The sequence below is a fragment of the Rhizobium tibeticum genome, assembly GCF_900110205.1.
GTDB classification, from domain to species: domain Bacteria; phylum Pseudomonadota; class Alphaproteobacteria; order Rhizobiales; family Rhizobiaceae; genus Rhizobium; species Rhizobium tibeticum.
Genome location: NZ_FOCV01000038.1, coordinates 46,461 through 52,991, shown reverse-complemented (window position 1 = coordinate 52,991; position 6,531 = coordinate 46,461). Strand labels below are relative to the sequence as shown.

Below are 6,531 nucleotides of genomic sequence, written 5' to 3'. Positions count from 1 at the left end.
GAGAACTTCACACCTGTTTTCTAAACACAAAAGCCTAAACCTTCGCGTCAAAAACCAGTGTAACTTCTCTTGATAAACGTGACCGCCAAAGTCTCTTTCTAAGAACCGAAATTCCTTCCGATCCTCGCAAGCTCCGCCGCCCACGTTTCTCTTTCTTCTCATCTTCAATTGTCAAATAACAGACCAGAAACCCCGGTCAAAATTCCTCGCCCCTAAACCATCCGGCCCAGGAAACAATCAGCGTCGCAGCCAATCTCAAGAAACTCAGAAGCGAAGGACATCGTCGCCAGCAGCGCCGCCGCCCTCGTTCAGTGAGTGGGCTTATAGATCCTACCCCGTTTTGAAGTCAACACTGGTTTTCAAAAAAAACGAGATTTCTTGCATCGCATTGAATTCTAAAAGGGATTTCCAGAAACCCTCCTTTCTGCCCTCCGGTTGCGCTGGTAGCCGGGTCATTTCTAGAGAAATAGCGCCTCAAAACGCGATGACGAGGTCTTTCGCCCTTACATCTTCACAATCAGATGGTCTCAAGGGTGAATGATTTGGGTCGCACATGCGGCCCATTTGACTTCCATTGTCAAACTATGCACTTTTCGGCGCCAGCCAGAGCCACCCGAAAAGCCTACCGAAAGGACGCGGATCCACCTGCCATGATGACGGAGAAGATGATGATCCGCTCGTTCGGCAACGAGCCGCCGCTTCTCGCCGATGGCAGACGAGCGCCCGACCGCCGCGAGGTTTCATTGCGCTGGCTTTCGGGTACGTTCCTCACCGGCATTACCTCAAGCGTGCTGATGGGGGTGGCGCTCTTTGCCGCGCTCGACGGTCGCCAGCAACTGGCGATCCCCGCCGAGGCCTACGCCAATATCAATGCCGAGGCGCATTCCGATACCGATGTGACGCGTGGCAGCCGCCTGATTGCGCCTGCGATTGCCGCCAAGCCGTCCGACCGCAAGATCATGGAGGTCTCGACCGTCGTCCACGAGGGCGACAAGGAAGTCGTCCGCCGCCAGCCCTTCGCGCGCGTAAAGATGACGCTGGCTGCCAACCACGTGGCGACCGAAGACTATCCGAGCTTCAATCCGCTGACGATCTTCTCGGCAGACGAACCCGACGCACAGCCGACCGTTCGCACTGGCCAGATCTACGGTTCGGACGTGGAGTCTGAGGTCAGTCTGAAAACGGTGGCCTACCCCGCGGCAAAGTCCGATCTTGAGGTCGCACCCGGTATGACCCTCGACGAGATCGAGGAGAACGTGCGCTCCAACGGCTCAGTCCTCACCGACGGCGCGGCCCAGGTCGCAGCACTCTACTACGTGGACCCGCGCCGCTTCTCCAACGATGACAACGACGTTGACCTGACGGCCGGCCTGACGGCCCGTGTCCTCGAGCAGAACATGACGGTCTCCGCACCGGAATCGATCACCCCGCAGACGGAAGAGTTTGCCGACGACATCATCCCGGTGCGTCAGGGCACGTCGATCATCAAGGCGATGACCGACTCGGGCTATCCGGAGCCGCAGGCCAAGGGCCTGTCTGCCTATCTGTCGCCTATGATCGGATCGGACGACCTCTCAAAGGGCGATGTGCTGCGGATCGGCATCCTGCAAAGAGGTGAACAAGCCAAGATCATCCGCGCCAGCGTCTATCGCGGCACCCGCCACCTTATCACCGTGGCGCTCGACGACCACGACCGGTTCGTCGCCGGACGCGAGCCGCCGCCGATCGACGCGGTCACGACCGCCTTCGACGACAACTCAACATCGGTCCCGTCCAACCAGAACCTGCCACGTGTCTATGACGGCATCTACCGTGCTGCGCTCTCTTACGGCATGACCAAGGATATGACCGCGCTCGTCATCAAGCTGCTGGCAAGCAGCGTCGACTTCCAGGCGGAACTGCGCCCGACCGATACTCTGGAGGCTTTCTTTTCCGTCGCCGACTCAAGCGGACAGGCAACGGCCGATTCCGAGCTTCTCTATGTGAACGCGCGCTTCGGCGACACGCAGACACGGTTCTACCGCTTCCAGGATCCGGAAGACGGTTCGATCGACTACTTCGATCAGGACGGTAAGAGCATTCGGCAATTCCTGCTGCGCAATCCCGTTCCGAACGGCATCTTCAAGTCAGGCTTCGGTATGCGCCGGCACCCGATCCTGGGCTTTGCCCGCATGCATACGGGCGTCGACTGGGCGGCTCCACGCGGCACGGCGATCATCGCGGTCGGCAACGGCACTGTCGAGAAAGCCGGCTGGGATTCCGGCGGCTACGGCAACCAGACCATCGTCCGCCATGCCAATGGCTACGAATCCTCCTACAATCACCAGAGCGCCATCGCCAAGGGTATCGTTCCTGGCGCCAAGGTGCGCCAGGGCCAGGTGATCGGCTGGGTCGGCACGACGGGCGAATCCACCGGCCCGCATCTGCACTACGAGATGATCGTCAACGGCACCAAGGTCGATCCACTCCGAGTGCGCTTGCCAGGCGGCAAGTCGTTGAAGGGCGGGGCGCTGGCAAAGTTCGAGGACGAGCGGCAGCGCATCGATGCCCTCCTCGGCAACCAGCCGCCACCGCAGGTCGCGAGCAAATAGCATCCGACAAAAATGGCGGCCGAGGCCGCCATTTCTTTCTGACGATCGAACCACTTTAAGCTGCTTCGTCGACCGCGGTATTCCGCGTGCGGAACAACAGCCGGTCAGTACCGCTGGTGATCTTCACCGTCGATCCGTCCGGCACCTGGCCGGAGAGGATCTGTTCGGCCAGCGGATCCTGCACATACCTCTGGATCACGCGCTTCAGCGGCCGCGCACCGTAGACCGGATCATAGCCCCTGTTGGCGAGCCAATTCCGGGCATCGTCGTCTAGCTCAAGCGTGATCTTGCGCTCGGCAAGCAACGCCACCAGACGCTTCAACTGGATATCGACGATCGCCCCCATTTCCTCGCGCTTCAGGCGATGGAATAGAATGATCTCATCGATACGGTTCAGGAACTCCGGCCGGAAGTGACCGCGCACGACCTCCATCACCTGCTCGCGAACCGCCTCGCTGTCGTCCCCTTCCTTGAGCTGGGTCAGGTACTCGGCGCCGAGGTTCGACGTCATGATGATCATCGTGTTGCGGAAGTCGACCGTCCGGCCCTGGCCATCCGTCAGGCGGCCATCGTCGAGAACCTGCAGCAGGATGTTGAAGACATCAGGGTGCGCCTTCTCGATCTCGTCGAACAGAACGACCTGGTACGGCCGGCGGCGCACCGCCTCTGTCAGCGCACCACCTTCGTCATAGCCGACATAGCCGGGAGGGGCACCGATCAGCCGGGCCACGGAGTGCTTCTCCATGTACTCAGACATGTCCATGCGCACCATTGCCGTCTCGTCGTCGAAGAGGAAGCGGGCAAGCGCCTTGGTGAGCTCCGTCTTGCCGACACCGGTCGGGCCGAGGAAGATGAACGAGCCGATCGGCCGGCTCGGATCCTGCAGGCCGGCACGCGCACGGCGGACGGCGCGCGACACGGCCTGAACCGCATCACCCTGGCCGATCACCGATTTCGCCAGCTCGTCTTCCATCCGAAGCAGCTTGTCGCGTTCGCCTTCCAGCATCTTGTCGACCGGAATGCCGGTCCAGCGAGAGACGACATGCGCGATGTTGTCGGGAGTAACGACCTCCTGCACCATGGCGCTGCGATCGCTATCCTGCTGTTCGGCCTCCGTCAGCTTCTTTTCGAGTTCCGGAATGACGCCGTAGGTCAGCTCGCCGGCGCGCTGGAATTCGCCCTTGCGCTGCGCGATTGCGAGTTCGTTGCGTGCTTCGTCCAACTGCTTCTTTAGGTCCGCGGCAAGGCCAAGCTTCTGCTTTTCCGCCTGCCAGCGGGCCGTCAGGGCATCGGCCTCTTCCTCGAGACCCGTCAGCTCGGTTTCGAGCCGCACCAGTCGGTCGGCGGATGCCGTGTCGGTTTCCTTTTTCAGCGCCTCGCGCTCGATCTTCAGCTGCATGATGCGGCGATCGAGTTCGTCCAGCTCCTCGGGCTTAGAATCCACCTGCATGCGCAGCCGCGCAGCGGCTTCGTCCATCAGGTCGATCGCCTTGTCGGGCAGGAATCGGTCTGTAATGTAGCGGTTGGAAAGCGTCGCCGCCGCAACCAGGGCCGAATCCGAGATACGGACCTTGTGATGCTGCTCGTATTTTTCCTTGAGGCCACGCAGGATCGAGATCGTGTCCTCGACCGTCGGCTCCTCGACCATGACGGGCTGGAAGCGGCGGGCAAGGGCCGGATCCTTTTCGACATGCTTGCGGTACTCGTCGAGCGTCGTCGCGCCGACGCAGTGAAGCTCACCGCGCGCAAGCGCGGGCTTCAGGAGGTTGGAGGCGTCCATCGCCCCATCCGCCTTGCCGGCGCCCACCAGCGTGTGCATTTCATCGATGAACAGGATGATCTCGCCGGTCTCGGCCTGCACCTCGTTGAGCACCGCCTTCAGCCGTTCTTCGAACTCGCCGCGATATTTCGCACCGGCGATCAGGGCGCCCATGTCGAGCGCCATCAGCTTCTTGTCCTTGAGCGATTCCGGCACGTCGCCGTTGACGATGCGCAGCGCCAGGCCTTCGACGATGGCGGTCTTGCCGACGCCCGGCTCGCCGATCAGCACCGGGTTATTCTTGGTGCGGCGCGACAGGACCTGGATCGTGCGGCGGATTTCGTCGTCGCGGCCAATGACCGGATCGAGCTTGCCTTCGCGGGCTTCGCTGGTCAGATCGCGGGCGTACTTCTTCAGCGAGTCGAAGCCTTGTTCGGCATTCGAGCTGTCGGCCGTGCGGCCCTTGCGGATGTCGTTGATGACCTGATTGAGCGCAAGCGCGGTCACCCCGGCATTCTTCAGCGTCGTGGACGTCGAAGCCGAAGACTCGATCGCCAACGCCTGCAGCAGCCGCTCGACGGTGACGAAGCTGTCGCCAGCCTTCTTGGCTGCCTCTTCGGCGGTCGAAAGAACCTTGGCAAGCGGCTGAGCAAGATAGATCTGCCCGTTGCCCCCTGATACTTTCGGCAACTTGGCAAGCGCGGCATCGTTGGCAAGACGTGCAGCCTTGGCGTCGCCGCCGGCGCGTTCGATCAGCGAAGCGGCCATGCCCTGGTCGTCGTCGAGCAGCACCTTCAGAACGTGTTCGGGCGTGAACTGCTGGTGACCCTGCGCGAGCGCATAAGTCTGGGCGGACTGAATGAAACCGCGCACCCGCTCGGAGTATTTTTCAATATTCATACTATACCTCCATGAATCGCCCTGCCCTCACGAGGCACAGGCCGATGACTGAGATTGAGCTCCCTCAATGGCAAGCTCATTGTCCGCCGCGGTTTGGGATTTGCGGCTGAACTTGGGCTGGATATGGTGGACAATTTCAAAAGTTTAAAGGGCAATCGGGCGAAAAAGACGCCGGTCCTGCGCGGGGAGACCCGCCGAGAAAGACGTCAGGCAGAAACAGAAAAGGCCGCTCCGAAGAGCGACCTTTTTATCCGTCAGCTCGGATCACTGAACGATCCGGCTATTCCGAAGCCGATCCGGCTATTCCGAAGCCGATCCGGCTATTCCGAAGCGGCATCCGCCAGAACAGGGGCGTCGCCCGAATCTGCGCCTTCGCCCTCGGCCGGAGCCTCGCCTTCCGTAGCGCGGCGCGGACGCCGTGGACGGCTACCGGCAGTGCGGCGACGCGGCTGCCGCTCGCGCGGCTGGCCTGCGGCGCTTTCCTCGTCCATCGAAACCTCTACCGGGATACCTTCGATCTCAGGCTGCGGACCGCTGCCGTCGATGGCTTCGGGCTGCGGCGCTGCCGATGCAGCTGCAGCCGGCTGCTGTTCCTGACGCCGCGGCTGGCGGGGCTGGTCTTCGTTGCGGCGCGAGTGCTCGTCGTTTCGGCGCTGCGGCTGCTCCTCCGAGCGGCGCTGCTGATGCTCATACTGCTGGCGCGGCGGCTGGACGATGACGACATCGTCGTTGTCCCCGCCTTCGATGTCGTCGCCCTCGCGCTCGGCGCCTTCACTGAACTCGTTGCGGTCGTCACGCTGGAAGCGCTCTTGCATCTGCGCCTGTGCGGCGGCAATGATGCGGTTGTAGTGTTCGGCGTGCTGCAGATAGTTTTCGGCGATGACACGGTCGCCGGAGCTCTGTGCGTCGCGACCGAGCTGCGCATACTTTTCAGCGATATGCTGCGCGGTACCACGGATCTTAACGTCGGGGCCGGAGCTGTCGTAGGTGCGCGTCAGCGGATTGCCGCCTTTGCGGTTGAAGTTGTTGTTGTTTCCCCCACCGCCGCCGCCGCCGTTGTTATTGCCACGCCCGCGACCGCGCTTGTTCTGCTGTCCTGGCCTCATAGATCGTTCACCTGAATTCATTGTTTGTTGTGGTTTGTTTTGTGGTTTGTTGTGGAGTGGTGGCACCAACCGCCGTGGCCGGTTCACCGGCTCAGGGCCTTCGTGCCGCAAGCATAATGCGCCTTCGCGCCAACCTGCCGCTTGTTCTCAAGTCAGTTTGACTGATTCACGCATT

Annotated in this window: 3 protein-coding genes; 1 reads left to right on the top strand and 2 read right to left on the bottom strand. The window is 61.5% G+C overall.

Annotated features, from left to right (window positions below; genetic code table 11):
* The first annotated feature begins 650 nt into the window (after nt 1–650).
* Nucleotides 651–2,591, top strand: coding sequence for a M23 family metallopeptidase (locus tag BSG20_RS28915; protein WP_072380912.1), 1,941 nt, complete (start codon nt 651–653; stop codon nt 2,589–2,591).
* A gap of 55 nt (nt 2,592–2,646) precedes the next feature.
* Here the strand turns inward: BSG20_RS28915 and clpB are convergent, their stop codons facing one another.
* Together clpB and BSG20_RS28905 are read right to left on the bottom strand one after the other, a co-directional pair.
* Nucleotides 2,647–5,250 carry an ATP-dependent chaperone ClpB gene (gene clpB, locus BSG20_RS28910; RefSeq protein WP_072380910.1) on the bottom strand — a complete coding sequence of 868 codons (2,604 nt, stop codon included), beginning with the start codon at nt 5,248–5,250 and terminating at the stop codon, nt 2,647–2,649.
* 320 nt (nt 5,251–5,570) lie between these two features.
* Nucleotides 5,571–6,356 carry a DUF4167 domain-containing protein gene (locus tag BSG20_RS28905; protein WP_072380908.1) on the bottom strand — a complete coding sequence of 262 codons (786 nt, stop codon included), beginning with the start codon at nt 6,354–6,356 and terminating at the stop codon, nt 5,571–5,573.
* Nucleotides 6,357–6,531: the final 175 nt, after the last annotated feature.

Coding starts and splice junctions, on each gene's coding strand:
- BSG20_RS28915 (WP_072380912.1), top strand. CDS start 651: ATGATGACGGAGAAGATGATGATCCGCTCGTTCGGCAACGAGCCGCCG.
- clpB (WP_072380910.1), bottom strand. CDS start 5,250: ATGAATATTGAAAAATACTCCGAGCGGGTGCGCGGTTTCATTCAGTCC.
- BSG20_RS28905 (WP_072380908.1), bottom strand. CDS start 6,356: ATGAGGCCAGGACAGCAGAACAAGCGCGGTCGCGGGCGTGGCAATAAC.